The 14,861-nt window shown below is 54.9% G+C and carries 15 protein-coding genes and 1 riboswitch; of the genes, 13 read left to right on the forward strand and 2 right to left on the reverse strand.

Going from position 1 to position 14,861, the window contains the following annotated elements; all coding sequences use genetic code 11:
• The first annotated feature begins 632 nt into the window (after positions 1-632).
• The 11 genes from JFN91_RS14185 to JFN91_RS14235 all read left to right on the forward strand — a co-directional run bounded on the left by JFN91_RS14185 (position 633) and on the right by JFN91_RS14235 (position 10,500).
• The gene (locus JFN91_RS14185) at positions 633-827 is read left to right on the forward strand and encodes a Flp family type IVb pilin (RefSeq protein ID WP_199389839.1); all 195 of its coding nucleotides are present in this window, start codon (positions 633-635) and stop codon (positions 825-827) included.
• A 193-nt stretch (positions 828-1,020) separates the two neighbouring features.
• A complete protein-coding gene (locus JFN91_RS14190; RefSeq protein WP_199389840.1) occupies positions 1,021-1,383 on the forward strand; it encodes a TadE/TadG family type IV pilus assembly protein in 363 nt (120 codons plus the stop codon).
• A 27-nt stretch (positions 1,384-1,410) separates the two neighbouring features.
• Positions 1,411-2,292, forward strand: a complete 882-nt coding sequence (gene cpaB, locus JFN91_RS14195; RefSeq protein ID WP_199389841.1) for a Flp pilus assembly protein CpaB — start codon at positions 1,411-1,413, stop codon at positions 2,290-2,292.
• A 97-nt stretch (positions 2,293-2,389) separates the two neighbouring features.
• Positions 2,390-3,877 carry a type II and III secretion system protein family protein gene (locus JFN91_RS14200; RefSeq protein WP_199389842.1) on the forward strand — a complete coding sequence of 496 codons (1,488 nt, stop codon included), beginning with the start codon at positions 2,390-2,392 and terminating at the stop codon, positions 3,875-3,877.
• Positions 3,856-4,923 carry a pilus assembly protein TadG-related protein gene (locus JFN91_RS14205; protein WP_199389843.1) on the forward strand — a complete coding sequence of 356 codons (1,068 nt, stop codon included), beginning with the start codon at positions 3,856-3,858 and terminating at the stop codon, positions 4,921-4,923. The genes JFN91_RS14200 and JFN91_RS14205 overlap by 22 nt, the downstream gene beginning before the upstream one ends.
• Positions 4,924-4,953: 30 nt before the next feature.
• Positions 4,954-6,102, forward strand: a complete 1,149-nt coding sequence (locus JFN91_RS14210) for an AAA family ATPase (RefSeq protein ID WP_199389844.1) — start codon at positions 4,954-4,956, stop codon at positions 6,100-6,102.
• Positions 6,103-6,112: 10 nt separating this feature from the next.
• Positions 6,113-7,426 carry a CpaF family protein gene (locus tag JFN91_RS14215; protein WP_199389845.1) on the forward strand — a complete coding sequence of 438 codons (1,314 nt, stop codon included), beginning with the start codon at positions 6,113-6,115 and terminating at the stop codon, positions 7,424-7,426.
• A gap of 2 nt (positions 7,427-7,428) precedes the next feature.
• Positions 7,429-8,379, forward strand: coding sequence for a type II secretion system F family protein (locus tag JFN91_RS14220; protein ID WP_199389846.1), 951 nt, complete (start codon positions 7,429-7,431; stop codon positions 8,377-8,379).
• A 13-nt stretch (positions 8,380-8,392) separates the two neighbouring features.
• A complete protein-coding gene (locus JFN91_RS14225; RefSeq protein ID WP_199389847.1) occupies positions 8,393-9,304 on the forward strand; it encodes a type II secretion system F family protein in 912 nt (303 codons plus the stop codon).
• 98 nt (positions 9,305-9,402) lie between these two features.
• The gene (locus JFN91_RS14230; protein WP_199389848.1) at positions 9,403-9,849 is read left to right on the forward strand and encodes a response regulator; all 447 of its coding nucleotides are present in this window, start codon (positions 9,403-9,405) and stop codon (positions 9,847-9,849) included.
• Between the two features lie 89 nt (positions 9,850-9,938).
• Positions 9,939-10,015: riboswitch (cyclic di-GMP riboswitch) on the forward strand.
• Between the two features lie 53 nt (positions 10,016-10,068).
• Positions 10,069-10,500: a bacteriohemerythrin gene (locus JFN91_RS14235; protein ID WP_199389849.1), complete on the forward strand. Its 432-nt coding sequence runs from the start codon at positions 10,069-10,071 to the stop codon at positions 10,498-10,500.
• Positions 10,501-10,503: 3 nt separating this feature from the next.
• On the opposite strand, the gene JFN91_RS14240 is transcribed toward JFN91_RS14235, so the two are convergent.
• Positions 10,504-11,724 (reverse strand): sensor histidine kinase, encoded by a 1,221-nt coding sequence (locus JFN91_RS14240; protein WP_199389850.1) that lies wholly within the window; start codon positions 11,722-11,724, stop codon positions 10,504-10,506.
• Positions 11,725-11,940: 216 nt separating this feature from the next.
• Here JFN91_RS14240 and JFN91_RS14245 point away from each other — a divergent pair, with 216 nt between their 5' ends.
• On the forward strand, positions 11,941-12,582 hold the full coding sequence (locus tag JFN91_RS14245; protein WP_199389851.1) for a response regulator transcription factor: 642 nt from the start codon (positions 11,941-11,943) through the stop codon (positions 12,580-12,582).
• Between the two features lie 3 nt (positions 12,583-12,585).
• On the opposite strand, the gene JFN91_RS14250 is transcribed toward JFN91_RS14245, so the two are convergent.
• Positions 12,586-13,644, reverse strand: a complete 1,059-nt coding sequence (locus JFN91_RS14250; protein WP_199389852.1) for a response regulator — start codon at positions 13,642-13,644, stop codon at positions 12,586-12,588.
• 846 nt (positions 13,645-14,490) lie between these two features.
• Between JFN91_RS14250 and JFN91_RS14255 the strand changes: the two genes are divergently transcribed.
• The gene (locus tag JFN91_RS14255; RefSeq protein WP_199389853.1) at positions 14,491-14,817 is read left to right on the forward strand and encodes a hypothetical protein; all 327 of its coding nucleotides are present in this window, start codon (positions 14,491-14,493) and stop codon (positions 14,815-14,817) included.
• Positions 14,818-14,861: the final 44 nt, after the last annotated feature.

Genomic DNA, 14,861 nt, shown 5'->3' on the forward strand with positions numbered 1-14,861 from the left:
AAAGTCTTGGTTTGGCGCAACGCAGCAAACGCAGCTCGCACAGTTTTATAGTTGAAAGGCCGCAGGGTTATGCGAGCTACAACGTTAATATCATCATATGTAGCGATCAGGGCGCGGCGCGGCCGACCGTTGCAAAATTCTGTTTTGGTTTTAAATTGAGAATTAGAAAATGTTAACTAATTGTCGTGGCAGGTTTCACTATTCGCCCACGTTTGCTTCACATGATTCCCAGTCAGAGGACTAGGGGCGTTCAGGAGGGGAAAGAAATGAATATTCTTACTATCGTCCTGTTTGCGTTGTTGTCTGCGCTGTCGTTTACCGTTCAAGGTTGCGACAGGAACTCAAATACCGAAAGGTTTAATCCCGCCCCGGCGTCAGATCGAATAGCCACTTCTGCAAGCCCTTCCTTTAGCAGTACCTCAAACATTGCAAGCAATACAGCATATGCAGCCTCGCCTAGATGAACAGGAAAAGCAGTAACTGGAACTTAACACTGCACTGTCAATACCTCATCTGCTTTCTTAGCGGTTTGTTTTGAGCCTACAAGTGACAGGTTTGCTTCTGGGAACGGCATGGGGTCGTTTCGTGGAGCTTCGACCACCACAACAAACAGTTAAAAAGGAGAATGGAACATGGAAAAACTTACCAAGATGTATGTCCAGATGCAGACGAAGTTGCAGGATCAGAAAGGGGCAACCATGGTGGAATACGGACTCATGGTGGCGCTCATCGCAGTGGTAGCCATGGTCGCCGTGGGGACACTGGGGGGAGAGGTTAGAGACGCGTTCACTGACGTTACAAATAAAATCAAAACGCCAGGGGTATAGCAACCACCACCCCGCACTTTTGCTACAACAGTCGAAGCATTTATACACGCACATCACAATACAGCGCGGTGTACTAACGGCTACTTTGACCGGCCCTGTGGGGGAGGACAGGCGGCTTCCGTCTCTCCTCCCCCTCATAAATCTTTCGAGGCATCTCATGGTTCAACTACGTAACCAAAAAGGGCAGGCACTTGTGGAACTGGCCATCTTACTGCCGTTGTTGCTCCTCATAGTGTTCGGCATAACCGAGTTCGGCAGAGCCATGTACATCAAGAATTCCTTGACCAACGCTGCGCGCGAAGGAGCTCGAAGAGCCTCCGTAAGCCCGAATGACCCCACTGCGGAACCGACACTGGCGGACCTGCGGAGTCATGTCGCCGAGGCATGTCCTTTCCCCATCAACACGGCGGCGGTCACCATAGAATCGACATCAACGCCCCCCCAGCACGGGGCGAGCACCATAACGGTAACAGTTCCTTATGACTTCACATCCGCCGTTAACCTCATTGACTTGAACTTCACCTTGAGGGGGCAGGCCTCGATGTTCTACGAGTAGTCGAGCCACCATGCGCCAGGAGGAATCATGTCCAGACCAACTCCCATGACCACCATAGCGGTCGTTGCCCTTTTCCTAGGAGGAATGGCAACCCTGCTCGCAAACCACTATCTCAAGAAACAAGCGGCCAAGCCATTTCAAGGGGTCCCCATAGTATCCGCGTCGGTGGATCTGCCGCTGGGAACCAAACTGAATGGGACCCAGGTGAAAATGGTGACCTGGCCCAAGGATGCCGTCCCTGCCGGTGGCTTTACCGACCCGACGCCACTGGTCGGCCGGGTTCTGATCCGGCCCGTCAGCACCGGCGACATCATAACGGAATCGAAGCTGATGCCGCAAAAACACTCAGGCGGCATCATGACCTACATAGTGCCGCAGGGGCATCGCGCGGTAACGGTATCGGTGAACGAGGTGGCCGGGGTGGCTGGCTTCATAACGCCTAACAGCCGGGTCGACGTTCTGCTGACCATTCCACGCCCCGGAAGCACCAACGACAAGGACAACATAAGCAAGATCATTCTGCAAAACGTCCCCGTCCTGGCCACCGGACAGGTCACTGAGCAAAAGGAGGGGGGCAAACCCGGGGTGGTGCCGACGGTAACGCTGGACGTGACACCCGAGGAGGCTGAGAAGTTGGTCGTGGGCACCAAGAAGGGGTCGCTCCAGTTGCTGTTGAGGAACGTCATCGATGTCGCATCGATAGATACCAAAGGGGCCACAGTATCCAAGGCCCTAGGAACAGCGGATATGCAGCAGCGTACCGTCGTTGTGCGCACACCTGCCCAGCCCAAAAAGCCGGCTGTCAGGCCGGCCGTGGCGGCGCCCCTGCCCCCTCCTGCGCCGGTGAAATATCAGATGGAAGTTTTCAGGGGGGGGGCGAAGTCCCTGCGGGAGTTTACGCCGGACTAGGGGGAAGGTTACCGGGTCAGGCATGCCTCAAGTTCGGTCGGGAACCGGTCGGGTTGGCTGCTGGCACTTAACACTATTTTCATATCGAGGTGACTTGATGAAACCATTCACAACTGGAAAGAACGCCTGCCTGCTGTTGATACTTTTAGTGGTCATCTTACCCATGTCATCGCTAGCCGCTGTCCCTACAGAGGTCGTGGTGAACCGGAGTGTGCTGCTCAACCTCAATACCAAGTCTGAACGTGTCTCCATAGCCGCACCCCAGGTTGCGGAACTCGTCATCATTTCCCCTACCCAACTTGAAATCATCGGAAGGAAGGTCGGGGCAACGACGCTGATAGTCTGGGAGGCGGGGGGCAAAAGCACGTTTTTCGACATCAGGGTCAAGCGGGATGTGAGTGCTATCGAGGACCGGATGGAACTGCTGCAGAACCAGATCAAAGACATCGCCCCCAACGACACTATAAAGGTTGATTACGCAAACGACACAATCGTACTTTCCGGTAAGGCCGCCAACGAGCAGACCGTGGCAAAGGCGGTAGAACTGGCGCGGGCCTATGCCGGTAAAGACGACGCAGCGGGAGAGAAGATCCCCCCAGCGGATAATAGCCTCGACACCTCCGCACCATCGTATCAGTACGTGGACAACCGCAACGAAACATCCAAGCCGCCGGGGGGGGGGCAGCAGGCTGTGACCGTGCTAAACCATGTTGAAATCGATGAGCCTCAACAGGTCCTTCTGGAGGTGAAAGTCGCCCAAGTCGACAAGAGTGCTCTCAAATCCTTGGGCCTCAGCTTCTTTGTGCGCGGAGCGAGCGCCGAGGGCTTCTCCAACCTGGTCGGGGCTCCGTCCGGTGACCTGACTGTGCGCAACCCGGACGGCAGTACGACCAAAGCCACCGGCATAGCCGGCCCTATCCCGGGATTGGCCAGTATCACCCCACTTGATCCGTACCAGTTGGGCATTTCGGTCTTTGACCCCGGAATAGGGGCTGTCCTGAAGGCCCTTGTCAGCAAGAACCTCGCTAAGGTTCTGGCCGAGCCTAACCTCATGGTGCAAAGCGGGCAGGCAGGGAAATTCCTCGCGGGCAGCAGAATCCCTTTCTCTTACGTCTCGGGTGTCGGAGCCCTCTCCAGTACATCGATCCAGTTCATCGATGTCGGGGTGAAGCTCAACTTTAGGCCGGAGGTCCTGGAAAACGGGTTGATTTCGTTGCGAATCGAACCAGCTGAGGTCAGCAGCATTACAGGGGTGCTGGCGGTGAACGGCTATCCCATCATCGACACCCGCGAAGTGCGCACCCGGGTGAAGCTCAGAAACGGCGAAAGCCTGATACTGGCCGGGCTGCTGCAGGAAGAGGCCATAAAGGCGATGTCCAAGATCCCCATCCTGGGAGACATACCCATTTTGGGCGCCCTGTTCCGCTCCACCCAGGACGACATCAAGGAAAAGGAGCTGGTCTTTTTTATCACCCCAAGATTGGCCATGGCTAATGCCCCCGGCAGTAAGATCCCGCTCCCCACGGACAAACCGCTCACTCCCGAGCAGGAAAAGGAGTTTCAATGGATACCCCTGCCCAAGTAGGTCGTAACGAGAAGGGGATGGTGCTGATTTACCTGGCCATCCTGGTGGTGCTCCTGTTCGGTTTTTTGGGATTGGCGGTGGACACCGGGCACCTCTTCAAGGTGCGGAGCGAACTGCAAAACGCCGCCGATGCCGCGGCCTTAAAAGGGGCCTATCACCTGTACACGATGCCCACGGATCCCACCGAGCTTCCGGTGCTGCAGTGGGACGTGGCCCGCCTGCAGGCAGAGCAGATGATCACGGAAAACCGCTCGGACAACATCGCGCTCAAAGACGCCGTAGTCGAGGTCGGGTACTGGAACATGAGCAGCCATACGCTGCAGTCGACGACCCTGGCTGCTCCTACCGCACATGATGTTCCTGCGGTCAGGGTTGTGGCCTCCCGCTCGGCGGGAAACAACGGCGGCCCGGTGGCCAATTTCTTCATGCAGCTGTTCAAAGAGCCAAAGACTGCAGTTGGCTCACGGCCCGCTGTCGCAGTAAAGGGCGCGCCAAGCGCCATGCCCCCGGGAGGGCTTTTCCCCATGGCACTCTCTAGTTGCATGACCGATTCCTACTTCAAACAGAACCCTCTGCCGGACCCTCCGCCGACGATAAAGATCTATGGCCCTTATGGGCCAGGGGGGCCGAATTGCTACTCAGGTCAGTGGACCTCGTTTAAAACCGGCGCCAGCGATACGGACACTCTCAGGGATCTCATGTACGAAGGCAACTCGGACACGCTGGCAACCGGAGATTCCATTTTTATCGAACCGGGCGCCAAGGCGGCTGCCTACAGCCCAATACTGACCAACTGGCTTCCGGAAGGGGGAAAGGACGTCATCATGGCGGTGGTCGACACTTACACCGAGGACGGCAGCGATCCCCTCTCCTCCAAAGGGACGCTGAAGATAACAGGTTTCGCTACTTTTCACATCGACACAGCTGTCGGCGGAAGTGACAAGGCCGTCTATGGCCATTTCGTCGGGTTTTCCACCACCCCCCCCGGGGCGACGCCAGGCGGCACCTTCGCCGGCGCTTTGACCATGCCGGTCTTGGTGCAGTAGCAGCGCTCTGATCAAGAAAGGAACCCTCGTATGAAACAAGTAACGGCTTATGTGGTTGACAGCGATGCCGATGCTACGGCCCACATCAGGCAGATGCTGGGCAGCATGGCTGACAACGTGCGCCTGTTGGGGGCCGCCAGGACACTGCAGGAAGGACTGCAGGAAATTCAGACCTGCCACCCCAACATAGTCCTTCTGGAGGTCAAGGACCTGGAAAGGGGAGCCAAGGAAACGGAGTTCCTGCTCTCGCGCTGCCCGAACAGTGCAACCTTCGTAAGCAGCGCTACGCTCAGTCCGGAGTGGATTCTCAAGCTGATCAGGGCGGGGGCCAGCGAATACTTGAGCAGACCTGTCTTGGCCTCCGAGCTTGCCGATGCGGTCAGAAAAGTAGCCAAGTCTCACGCCGTGTCGAGCAGTTCCGTCGGCCACAAGGGAGAGATTTTTTCTGTGTATCACCCTTCAGGCGGGGTAGGCACTACCACCGTAGCTGTTAATCTGGCCGCGACGCTGGCGGCTCGGGGTTACAGCACCGCCTTGGTGGACCTTAACCTTTCCGGGGGCGATGTCAGTGCTTTTCTCGATTTGACGCCCCGTTACACGATGGCCTGCATGGTGCCCAAGGCCGGGCAGGTCGACACCAATTTCCTGAAGAGCATCATGATGCCGCACAGTTGCGGCGTCGAGATTTTGGACGGTCCTGACCAACCTAAGGAGGCGAGCCGGATCGGTGCCGGTCTGGTCCAGGAAACGGTCGCCTTGCTACGTACCTGTTTCGATTACACGGTGATCGACACCGGCGGCGAACTCTCTGAAAAAAATCTAGCCGCTTTCGAGTTGTCGGACCGTGTGCTTTTCACAACAGTGCTGAGCATCCCCGCCCTCAGGACGGGGCAACGCTACCTGCGCGCGCTGGCCGGCGAAGGGCATGGTCCGGAACGGGTGAAGCTAATCGTGAACAGGCATCTTCCCAGAGATGAAATCAAGATGACGGATGCTGAGAAGGTGTTGGGAACGAAGGCGTTTCACGTGCTACCCAACAGTTATGCCGACATGAGGCTGGCCATGAACAGGGGAGAGCCGGTGGCGCATTGTCTTCCCAAGGCGCCTTTCAGTAGAGCGATGGACCAGCTAGCCCGGCAGTTGTGCCCGGGCAAAGCCAACGCCAAAACTGCACCGTAACGGAGGGCATATGGTCTTTACCAGCTACCAAACAAACCATGGGCAGTCACCACACCGGGCGGCGCTTTCATTCCAGGAGTTGAAAAGCCGTATCCACAGCCTGCTCATAGATCGAATCGACCTTACCAAACTAGAGCTTTTAAGAAGCGGCGAGTTGGAAAGGGAGATCGGCGCCGTGATTGAAAAACTCATCGTCGAGGAAGGAGTACCGCTAAGCAAGCAGGAAAAGGAGAGGCTCGTCATGGAGGTGCAGCATGAGACCTTCGGGTACGGTCCTCTTGAGCCGCTGCTGAGTTCCCCCGACATATCGGATATCTTGGTAAACAACTACTTCAGCACCTATATCGAGCGCAACGGCAAGTTGGAAAAGACCACCGTAACCTTTCGTGACAACACGCATCTGCTCCAGATAATTGAACGCATCGTGACCCGGGTGGGAAGACGGATCGACGAGTCCTCCCCCTTCGTCGATGCCCGCATGCCCGACGGGTCCCGGGTCAACGCGATCATTCCGCCCTTGGCACTGGACGGGCCGGCTCTCTCCATCCGCCGCTTCGGAACGGTGCCGCTCAGGATGACCAACCTCATCGAATTGGGCACGCTGGACCACCGGCTGGCGGCACTCATCGAGGGGGCGGTGAAAACGCGACTGAACATCCTGGTCTGCGGTGGAACCGGCACCGGCAAGACCACGTTGCTCAACGTGATCTCTGAATTCATTCCGGAAAGTGAGCGCATAATCACCATCGAGGACTCAGCCGAGCTGCAATTGAAACAGGACCACGTGGTGCGCCTGGAAACACGCCCGGCAAACATAGAAGGTACCGGTGAAGTAACACAGCGGGACCTGGTACGCAACGCGCTGCGCATGCGGCCGAACCGGATCATAGTGGGCGAGGTGCGTGGCGGGGAAGCGCTTGACATGCTGCAAGCCATGAACACCGGGCACGACGGCTCCATTTCCACCATTCACGCCAACACGGTGCGCGACGCCTTGTCCCGGCTTTCCACAATGGTCATGATGGCAGGCATGGAACTGCCGGACCGGGCCATCAAGGAGCAGATCGCATCGGCCATCAACATCATCATCCATTTGGTGCGGTTTCCTGACGGTACCCGCAGGATCGTCAAGTTTGCGGAGATAACCGGCATGGAGGGCGATACCATCACCATGCAGGACATCATCTGCTTCCAGCAAACCGGGGTGGACGAAGCAGGGCGGGTGCTGGGCAGATTCCATACCACCGGTGTCCGGCCTCGGTTTGCAGACCACCTGAAGACCCACGGATTCACACTGCAGCAGAACATATTCCAAGGGGGGTAGTGATGAGGGTGACCTTGCTGCTGGTCTTCATCAGTGTTTTTGTCGGCACGTTCCCGCTGGTAGCAGCAGTGCGGGCGGTAAGGCAGGCGCATCAGATAAGGCGGAGGGTGCGGAACCTAGCCGTGAGCGCAGGTGTTCCAGATGAGGGCCCCGAGTATGCGCTGCTACGGGAAACGACTGTGGCCGAGCAGGTACTGGCACGTTTGCCGATAACGAGGTCCATAAAGACACAAGTGGAGCTCTCCGGGGTTGAGCTTTCGACTACGCAGTTTCTGCTATTGGTTGCAGTGGCTTGGGTCACCGGGTTTGTCATTTTGTACATCTGGAAGGAAAGCGTGGCCGCTGCATGCTTGGCGGCGCTTGCGTTTGGTGCACTTCCCTTTGCCTACATCGTCAAGGCCAAGCAACGACGCAACGAGCGCTTTGCCGAGCAGCTACCTGATGCCCTCGTCATGGTGGCCCGCTCGCTGAGGGCTGGGCACTCCTTGGCGGCTGCCGTAGAACTGGTCGGTCAGGAACTGCCGGAGCCGGTGGGCGGGATGTTCAGGCAGGCCTACGAGCAGCAAAAACTGGGAGTCAGGATGGTCGAGTCCCTGCTGTCGCTTAAAAACAGAGTTGAAAGTCCGGACTTCAGCTTTTTCATCACCATCATCAGGATAAATCGGGAGTCCGGCGGCAACCTCTCCGAGATTCTCGACAAACTGGCCGACACGCTCAGGGCCCGGCTGCAGATACGCAGGCAGGTCGATGTTCTCACCGCGGAAGGTCGCATCTCCGGGTACATACTGGTTGCGCTGCCGGTGGCGATGTTCGCGGTGTTCTACCTGCTTCGACCCGGCTACCTGGACGTTTTTTTTACGAGAGGCCTCTGCCAGTACCTGCTTGGCGCCGCGGTTTTGGGGCAGGTCGTGGGGTACCTGATGATCCGGAGGATCATCAACATATCCATCTAGGGGGTATCACGAAATGCTCACCCTTATCACCATTTCGATCTTCGTCAGTGTGACAGTCCTTGTAGGTGCTCTGCTATATCCTCTGTTGAGCAGGCGGGAGGCCTTGCGAAACCGGCTGGCCAAACTTATTCCGGTGAAGGATGACACACCGTCACTGGTGGCGGAGACGGAAAAATGGCAGAGTGCGCTGGCGAGCGTAGGCACCAGGTTGCAAGGCAAACCAGGTACGCTGCAGGTACTCCGTGAAACCGTCACCGCTGCAGGGTACAAAAAGGAAGCAGTTTTCGCTTTCGTGGGGGCCAAGATCGTCTTTGCCATCACCTTTGCTGCTGTTTACCTGGTGCTCTTCGCGCTGCCCCGCGGCACTTTGACGGGCGGCACCTCGATCATCATTACCCTCTCACTTGCCACTGCAGGGTATCTTCTTCCCACCCTCTGGCTCGATCACCGCGCCAAGGCACGCAAGACTGCCATCTTTCATGCCCTCCCCGACGTGCTCGACCTTTTGACCGTCTGTGTCGAAGCGGGCCTGGGGCTCGACGCTGCCCTGGTCAGGACCGTGGATAATTTCCAAGAAAAGAAATGTCCGCTGATTGAAGAGCTCGAAATCGTGATACTCGAGATCGGCGCCGGGAGGCCTCGGCCCGAGGCGCTCAGAGGGCTTGCCGAAAGGACGGCGGTCGATGACATAAAGGCACTGGTTTCCATGCTGGTGCAGACAGACAAACTCGGCACGAGCCTCGGCAAGACCCTGCGGATCTACTCCGACTCGCTGCGAACCAAAAGAAAGCAACTGGCAGAGGAACAAGCCGCCAAAACGGCAGTTAAAATGCTTTTCCCGCTGACGTTCTGCATTTTCCCGGGACTCTTGGTGGTGATGCTGGCACCGGCTTTTTACAGGGCGCTCAAGCTGTTCAAGCACTGACAGGATGGGGCAGCTTTGCCCTTTCCCCTTTTCATGTTTCCAACTACTGAAATAAACCCTCTGGGCGTGTGCTTAGCAGATGAAAATGGAGCTATGTCATGGCAAAAGTAAAAGACCTCTGCCTGATGACGGTTCTTTATGTTGATGACGATATTGAAGTCAGTAACATGTTCGGCCACATGTTCAGGATCAACTATCCCAGGCATAAGATAATACATGCGGACAACGGATTTGACGCCCTAGTGAAGACCAGACAGTTCAGTCCCGACCTTTTCATCGTCAACGTATCCATGCCATACGTAAGCGGAATTCAACTGGCGGAGGAGATCGTCAGGGAAGGCTACCTTGCCCCCATCGTTTTCCTATCAGCGTACGATGACTCTGAGACAATCAGGATGTGCAAGAGCACAGGGTGTGCTGGCTATTTCCGCAAGCCAATCGACTTTCCGTCACTGTTTTACGAATTGGACAACACGATGGTAGAAATCTTTCTGAAGCGGTTGGAGCAGGCTAGGTTACAAAGACGTGTTCTCGACAGGCTTTAATGTTTAAAAGGTCACAGTTGTATTAAAATTTCTTGACTAAAGCGTCAGAATGTACTAATTGTGGGGCCACATATCCTTCACTTATAGATAAACGACAAAACTAAACCATCCGCGAGGGTGGGACGGAAAGCCCACAGGGTCTCCACGAGACAGCCGGGACGCCGAAATATCTACTGATATATCGGCCCCGGCTTGTTTTTTTTTGATCAGGAGCTATTAATGGTCTTGCCAGAGTGGAGTTCACAATTGTCTATAGGTTTGAAGCCGGTGGACGACAACCATCAGCTCCTCTTCAAACTGCTCCACATAATACATGCTGAGGCGACTTACTCTGGTGAGGGCATGGTCGCCTTGCTAACGGCGCTATTGACGTTGAGCATGTGCCACTTCAGGTGCGAAGAGGATTGGATGACGAGACTTGCCTTCGCAGGGACAGCCCTCCATAAAGAAGAACACGATGCCTTTGTCGCGCGGGTTACATCATACAGGACGGCTTTTATGAAGGGGGAGGCAGTAAATAAGGGCTTGGTGTTCTTTCTGGAAAGCTGGATGGTGCAGCACTTCTGCAGTACTAACAAAGAATTCAGAATCTTCCTCTTGCAAAACGGATATGTCACAAACCGACCTGGTAAGGTGGTATTGGATATTTAAACTTCACTGTCCTTCTAGCGGCAGGACGACAGCTACAGCTGTCTTGCCAGGCTTGGAGCGTACAGACAAGTTCCCCTTGAAGCACTCGATCCTCTGGTTGATATGCGCAAGCCCGAAACCTTTGCTGTAAGAAGCCGGGAATCCGATCCCGTCATCCAACACCGAAAGTCGCAACTCATTTTGCCTGGCGTGCAACCGGACCTTGATGTTTTTGGCTTTTGCGTGTTTTACGGCATTTATCAGCAGTTCGCTGGCGGTCTGGTACAAAACCGTGCGTAATTGTTCGGACGTTTTCATGTTACTTATGTTGCTCGAGAGCTCGAAACGAAAGTGATGTTCACGAGCCAGCCGTTCTCCCAGGCTCTCGATGGCCTGCACTACGCCAAGGTCGTAGAGCAGGGGAGGACTGAGATCGTTGCAGGCGCGCCTGATTTGATGCATCGCGCCGACTATCAGGTCGCTTAATACCTGGAGTTGTTCTGTTTGGAGTCCCCCCTCTTCCTGCGACATATCGAGTTTTAGCTTGCCCAGCGCAAGATGCTGTACCACGTTATCGTGCAGTTCCATTGCGATTCGACGGCGTTCCCGCTCTTCCGATTGCACCAGGTCTGCGGTGAGTTGGGACAGTAGGTCGTATGAGTCTTTCAATTTACGTTCAAGAGCAATGCGCTCCTGGATTTCTGCCTGCACCTCCTGATTCAGGCGGGCCAGGGTTTTATTCGCCTTGGATAGCTTTTCGGTCCGCTCCTCGACCAGAAACATCAGGCAATCCTGGGCTTCGCGCAGTTCGTTTTCAAGCACCATCCGTTCATTTATGTCACGCGCCAGGCAATGCCAGATGGCATGGTCCTCACAGACCTGTATTTGAGCATCTGCTTCAACCCAGCGCGGCTTCTGATTGGGGATGGCAATGCGAAACTCACGCGACCACGGCAATCCGGTCTTACTGCAATGGTCGATGGAACTGAGCACCACTTGGCGGTCCTCCTCGTGCAGGTGGGTGAATAGCGCCGTGGCGTCCGCCTTTACCTCACCTGGAGAAACACCGAAAATGTCCTGTATGCTCGGACTCGCATAGGTTATTTCTTTGCTGCCGTCAGAAAATATCCGGTATTGGAAGATGGCGGCAGGTATATGACGGGTCAGAGTCAGGAGGTGTTGAACGCTTGTTTTGTCGACTGCTGTGTAATCCTTTACCTGATCAACGAGGCATTCAGTGGGCATTGTGTCTCGTCCTCATTTCCTTGGCTGGAGTTTTGTTGGCCCAATATAAATATAAATTATTAATAATTCAACCTCTTTGTAGGGTGCGGGTCTTGGTGGGGATGAAACAAGCCTTTTCTTCGAAAGGGCCGCAAAATTGACAGAATTCTTCCTCTGTGATAGTTGTCTATGTAGCTTTGTTATAAAACGCTAATCCTGATACGGCTAGGGGGCGATATGAGCATCAAAATCTTATTGGCAGATGATCATCACATGTTCAGGGAAGGCATGCGCGTCCTGCTCGAGCGTGAGCATGACATGACGGTCGTGGCTGAGGCCGACGATGGGCTTTCTGCCGTAGATTTGGCATTGGAGACTTTGCCGGACGTCGCAATATTGGATCTGAGCATGCCCGGGTTGAAAGGCACGGAGGTGGCGAGCAGGATCATCGAAAAAGCGCCTCAAGTGGAAGTCATCATCCTGACTATGCACAGCGACAGGCAGTACGTTGTAGAGGCACTGAAGCTAGGGGTCAAGTCCTTCATATTGAAGGAATGGGCCTTTCACGAGGTAATAACCGCAGTTCGATGTGTCTCTAACCATGCCTCTTATCTCAGCCACCGGCTCAGCGATACCATCATTTCCGGCTTTACCGACGAGCACAGCGTCTCCAAGAGTTACAACCTGACTCCGCGCGAGGAGCAGACTTATCGACTGCTGGTGACAGGCAAGAACTGCAAGGAAATTGCCTATGAATTAAACCTGTGCATCAAGACAGTCGAAACATATCGCCTCAAATTGATGAAGAAACTTAAAGTGACCAATATTGCCCAGCTGGTCAATCACGCCGTGCAGGATGGGATCGTCGGCAGATCATGATGCTCAAGTGATCACCAGGGAATCATAATAGACCGATGAATCCGTGCAAAGCGGTCTATAGAAATGAAAGCTGCTGGTGCCGCCACCCCCATTCACGTGGTACCTGGCCATCTCCGCTTTTTTGAGCAAGGCTGCGGCATCGTGTCCGTCATCGGGACAAACGCTGACACCTACCTTCATCGCCACAGGTGTGTGATTTCCGTCCCTGCAGAAAGCTGCCGTGAGGTCATCTTTGATGGACAAGACATGCTTTCTCACTTCGCTCCAGGTAACCACATCGAAGAGCACCAGGCTGAACTGAAGCGGGCCGAGTCGGCCAACAGGAAAATACCTGCTGGTCATCCTGCCGATAAAACGTTCCATCCCTCTCTCCAAGTCTGCCCCGATGGCTTCCACCGTACCCTTGCTTTTCTCGCAGGGCGACTGCAAGTCCTCTATTTCCATGAAGAACACGGACAATGACCGCTCTTTTGCCGACGATATGGCAACACGCAAGAGAGCTTCAAATGCATGTTTGTCGGGCATGCCGGTGAAACTGGTACAGGCGCTTCTCGCTGGCACCTCCCTCAGTTTCTCCCGGTTGGCAGGTGCGCTCCAATAACTGCTCACCGAATGGCCGGCGGGAACTGGTGGAGGAGTCGTTTCGGCGAGAATGACTTTTGGTGTGTCCATGACGCGGTGAACACGCATCGCACAGCGCAACCTGAAATGTAGCACGAGGTGATGGCAAGGCATGGTCACGATGTCAGTTGCTCCGGCATCGTAAGCGGATCTGATCGCCTTTTCCTCGTTAATCCAGATCACAGCCAGAATAGGTTCTTGCCATCCTCCGGCCTGCTGCCGTATGTGCGCGCAAAAGGAGAGGCCGGCCTCCGGGGTCTTCATCAGGTTTACCACGACGAGGTCTGGCGCAGTGATGGAGCGTTGTTCAACTGCCTCTTCATACCCTGTCGCCTCATGTACTGAGAAACCTGTCTGTTCCAGGACTGTCCGCGTAAGCAAGCGCGTTAGAGCATCGCAATCAAGAAGCAGTACACTACCCGGAATTGTCTCGCAGCACATACCCCCTCCGATATCTCTGACTGATGTCGTTAGTATATATTAACGTTTATTTCGTCACAGTGAGGGGAAGTGCGATAAAGCTGCTTTTGAACCGGCACAGTCGTCTGACACATTACTCCTTTTCCTTAATTCTGGTTTAAGGTTTTTGCTATGCTGACAAAGAATGAATTAATGTGTAAAGTGCAATGCATGGATTAAGAGTGTTATGCATTGTGGGGTGGTCATCCCATGGGTAACCCGAGGAAGGGTGCGTGCAATCAAGGTGAGGTGAGATGGATTTCCGGTACAGTATCATAAATGATTGTCTAGTTCTGGTCAGACAGTGCGACATACCACTAAAAAAAAGATTGCACGTCGAAACTTTGCTATACCAAATGAAGCGGCTTCTCCTGAAGAGTAATGCCGTTGCTACCACGGACGAAAGTTGCAGTGTTCACTCGTTCGCCGAGTTGCTCCTGATGGTATATGCAGCTTGCTCTCAAGAGGATCAGCACGACGCGATGTCACATGTCACCGACCGAATAGACGTCATGCTGCGAGAACTAGGTACGGGCAATACACATTGCGACAGAGGCAGGCTTTCATGACCCTCCATTTTGTATGCATCCGGCGGAGCTGATCGATGCGAAGAAAACGAGAGGACTATTTCCAACAGACCAGGTCAGGCGGCTGTCTGCCATATTGGGTTCTTGACGAAATCGCGGCTCAAGGGCGGACGCGGCGCAGGCCTGCCGGCAGACCAGCAGGGGGGGCAGGAGAGGTCATCATCGCAGGACTATTGCTGTGTCTCTTTATTTACCGCCTGTTCTGAAGATTCGGAAAGCTGATAGCACCAGGGAGGAAGACATGAAGGGAATCGGCTTCATCGTCATTTTCATGCTGTTGCAGTCTTCCGGCAATGCTCTTTGTGCTGTATCGTCAGGGAACGGTTCTCGAGACTGCGTCAGCTCTATCGGCTACATTCCCCCTTTCAGGCCAGTTGATAGGACCCACACGCCAAGCATCGACAGCCCATCACCGACTAATCACCGCATGTTGTTTCCCACCATACCTGGACGTGGTTACGAGATCCGTTCCGCTTTTCCGGCCGCTTTGTTCCATAGCATTGCCAATGACGGCTTGTACCGGTGGCGCACTATCTACAGGGGCATCATCGATAATGCCGTGCGTTGACAGATACCCTGCCTTCGCTGACATGCGGGAGACTGCACCGGGGG

Source organism: Geomonas anaerohicana (genome assembly GCF_016458305.1).
Taxonomy (GTDB): Bacteria; Desulfobacterota; Desulfuromonadia; order Geobacterales; family Geobacteraceae; genus Geomonas; species Geomonas anaerohicana.

Coding starts and splice junctions, on each gene's coding strand:
- cpaB (WP_199389841.1), top strand. CDS start 1,411: ATGTCCAGACCAACTCCCATGACCACCATAGCGGTCGTTGCCCTTTTC.
- JFN91_RS14245 (WP_199389851.1), top strand. CDS start 11,941: ATGAGCATCAAAATCTTATTGGCAGATGATCATCACATGTTCAGGGAA.
- JFN91_RS14225 (WP_199389847.1), top strand. CDS start 8,393: ATGCTCACCCTTATCACCATTTCGATCTTCGTCAGTGTGACAGTCCTT.
- JFN91_RS14235 (WP_199389849.1), top strand. CDS start 10,069: ATGGTCTTGCCAGAGTGGAGTTCACAATTGTCTATAGGTTTGAAGCCG.
- JFN91_RS14250 (WP_199389852.1), bottom strand. CDS start 13,644: ATGTGCTGCGAGACAATTCCGGGTAGTGTACTGCTTCTTGATTGCGAT.
- JFN91_RS14200 (WP_199389842.1), top strand. CDS start 2,390: ATGAAACCATTCACAACTGGAAAGAACGCCTGCCTGCTGTTGATACTT.
- JFN91_RS14220 (WP_199389846.1), top strand. CDS start 7,429: ATGAGGGTGACCTTGCTGCTGGTCTTCATCAGTGTTTTTGTCGGCACG.
- JFN91_RS14240 (WP_199389850.1), bottom strand. CDS start 11,724: ATGCCCACTGAATGCCTCGTTGATCAGGTAAAGGATTACACAGCAGTC.
- JFN91_RS14185 (WP_199389839.1), top strand. CDS start 633: ATGGAAAAACTTACCAAGATGTATGTCCAGATGCAGACGAAGTTGCAG.
- JFN91_RS14205 (WP_199389843.1), top strand. CDS start 3,856: ATGGATACCCCTGCCCAAGTAGGTCGTAACGAGAAGGGGATGGTGCTG.
- JFN91_RS14215 (WP_199389845.1), top strand. CDS start 6,113: ATGGTCTTTACCAGCTACCAAACAAACCATGGGCAGTCACCACACCGG.
- JFN91_RS14210 (WP_199389844.1), top strand. CDS start 4,954: ATGAAACAAGTAACGGCTTATGTGGTTGACAGCGATGCCGATGCTACG.
- JFN91_RS14230 (WP_199389848.1), top strand. CDS start 9,403: ATGGCAAAAGTAAAAGACCTCTGCCTGATGACGGTTCTTTATGTTGAT.
- JFN91_RS14255 (WP_199389853.1), top strand. CDS start 14,491: ATGAAGGGAATCGGCTTCATCGTCATTTTCATGCTGTTGCAGTCTTCC.